The following is a 2,067-nucleotide window of genomic DNA, read 5'->3' as shown; positions in this document are numbered from 1 at the left end:
GGGCTCCTGTGCCGCGGGGCGGCGGGTGGGGGGGTGGCGCCCGGGTGCCGGTCCCGGGGCCGCCGGTGGGCGAGCCGTTCAGGACGGCGGTCGGCGGGGGCCGGTGCGTCGCGCCGGCGGGACCTCGAAGTCCGCGATGTCCTGTTCGATCTCCCAGCGGATGAGCGGATCGCGGTAGTACGGCTCCTGGAAGATCCTGTGGTGCTCCCACTCCGGATGAGGGCCCAGCGGAGGGGTCCGCGGGCGGCGCGGCGCGGTGGTGGCGGGGCGGGTCCGGGGCACGGGCGGACGGGCAGAGCGCACGGGATGCACGGGCTGCTCCTGCTTCTACGTCGGGGTGTTCAGGGCGACGCCCTGGCTGTCATCGCGCGGCAGTTGCTGGTCGGGGCAGGTGTTCAGCACCCGGGCCAGGGCAGTGCGTTCCGCCGGCGTGATCCACAGACGGTACTTCGCCTTGACGGCGATCTGCCGCGCGACATAGGTGCACCGGAAGGCCTTGTTCGCCGGCAGCCAGGAGGCCGCGTCGGCGTCGGACTTCTGAGTGTTGGCCGGACCGGAGGCCGCCACGAGCTCGAGCGGATCGTTGTCCAGGGCCTCCCGCTGCTGCTGGGTCAGTGCCTGCGCGCCGGTCTGCCAGGCGTCGCTGAGCGCGACGACGTGGTCGACCTGGACGGAGAGGCTGGTGCGCGGGCCGCGGGTGAAGGCGATGTTCCGACCGGTGTAGGGGTCGGGGAGGGTCCCGGAGACGACGGTGCAGTGCGATCCGGCCCTGAAGCGGATGTCGCGCAGGTCGCGGATCAGGATGTCGTTTCGGGTGTCGCACAAATTATGTCCGCCGGGGGCGGTGGTGGCGTCCGACCAGGCCGGGCCGAACCGGCCGGTGCGGTCGTAACCGGTCTGCGGGGCGCGGCCCTTGACCGGCAGGGTCTCCAGCGCGTCGAGGGCGGGCCCGGCGGCGCGGGCGGTGACCGGTGCGGAGGCGCCCTGCGGGTGGTGGGAGCTGCCGGGCAGGTGTGGGCTGCAGCCGCACGCGGCCAGGGCCAGGAGTGTGCCGGCGGCGGTCAGGCGGGTCTTCAACGGCGTTCTCGATCCGTGGCGTTGACGGGCGGGTTCATGCGGGAAGGGTCCGCAGCTGGGGTGCGGGGCGCAGGGCCTGCGCGAAGGCGGTGAGCAGGTCGAGGGCGTGCTGGCGACCCTCGCCGGTCTTGAGCATGGGCCGCACCAGGGGGGAGCCGATGACGAGTCCGTCGACGTACGGGGCGACGGCGGCGGCTCGGGCGGGCGTGGAGATGCCGATTCCGGCGACGACGGGATGGCGGGTGCGGGCGCGCAGCCGGCTGGTGAAGGCGTGCAGGCCGGGGATATCCAGGTCGCCCTGGAAGCCGGTGCGGGCGTCGGCGGCCGGGGCGTAGATCCAGCCGGAGGCCGCGGCGGCGGTCTGCTCCAGCTCGGCGTCGCTGTCGCGGCGGGAGACGAACTGCGGGGCGTGGATACCGGCCGCGGCGGCGATGGCGTGCCACTGGGCGGCGGCCTCGCCTCGCAGGTCGGGGATCATCGCGCCGGCCGCGCCGGCTTCGGCGAGCTCTTCGGCGAAGCGCTGCGGTCCGAAGGCGCGCACGGGCTGCCAGTAGCTCATCACGACGACGGGCTTGCGCGTGTTCGCGGCGGTCAGGCGGACGGTGGAGATGACGTGCGCCATCGCGGCGCCCTGGCCCAGGGCGGTGGCGTAGGCCTCGGCTATGTCGGGTCCGTCGAGGGCCGGGGTGTGGTGTGCGACGCCCACTTCGAGGAAGTCGGCGCCGTGCTGGGCGAACTGGGCGAGGGTGTCGATCCCGGCGGTCCAGTTCGGGAAGCCAGCGGGCAGGAAGGCCCCCAGGGCGGGCCGCCGGCTGGTGGTCAGCAGGTCGGTCAGCGCGGCCGCGTGGGGGGTGAGGTCGGTCATGGGGGCGCCTTTCGCGAGGCGGGAGACGGGGAGGGGCGGGGCGCCCCGGGCGGCACAGAGGGAGGAAGGGGGGTGGGCCGCAGCCCGGCCGTGCGGTTCGCCGCGCGGCGGGGGCCGGCGGGGCG

At 75.0% G+C, this 2,067-nt stretch carries 3 protein-coding genes; all 3 read right to left on the bottom strand.

Annotated features, from left to right (window positions below; all coding sequences use genetic code 11):
• Positions 1-78: 78 nt before the first annotated feature.
• From GA0115259_RS30715 to trpA, 3 genes are read right to left on the bottom strand one after another with little or no spacing between them, the layout of a single operon-like run.
• Complete coding sequence (locus tag GA0115259_RS30715) at positions 79-282, bottom strand: hypothetical protein (RefSeq protein ID WP_141716755.1); 204 nt, start codon at positions 280-282, stop codon at positions 79-81.
• 45 nt (positions 283-327) lie between these two features.
• Entirely contained in the window at positions 328-1,077 is a 750-nt protein-coding gene (locus tag GA0115259_RS30710) for an HNH endonuclease family protein (protein ID WP_093603057.1), read from the bottom strand.
• A 34-nt stretch (positions 1,078-1,111) separates the two neighbouring features.
• Complete coding sequence (trpA, locus tag GA0115259_RS30705; protein ID WP_093603055.1) at positions 1,112-1,942, bottom strand: tryptophan synthase subunit alpha; 831 nt, start codon at positions 1,940-1,942, stop codon at positions 1,112-1,114.
• Positions 1,943-2,067: the final 125 nt, after the last annotated feature.

The organism is Streptomyces sp. MnatMP-M17, assembly GCF_900091995.1.
In the GTDB taxonomy this organism is placed as follows: Bacteria; Actinomycetota; Actinomycetes; order Streptomycetales; family Streptomycetaceae; genus Streptomyces.
This window is presented reverse-complemented; position numbering and strand designations above follow the sequence as displayed.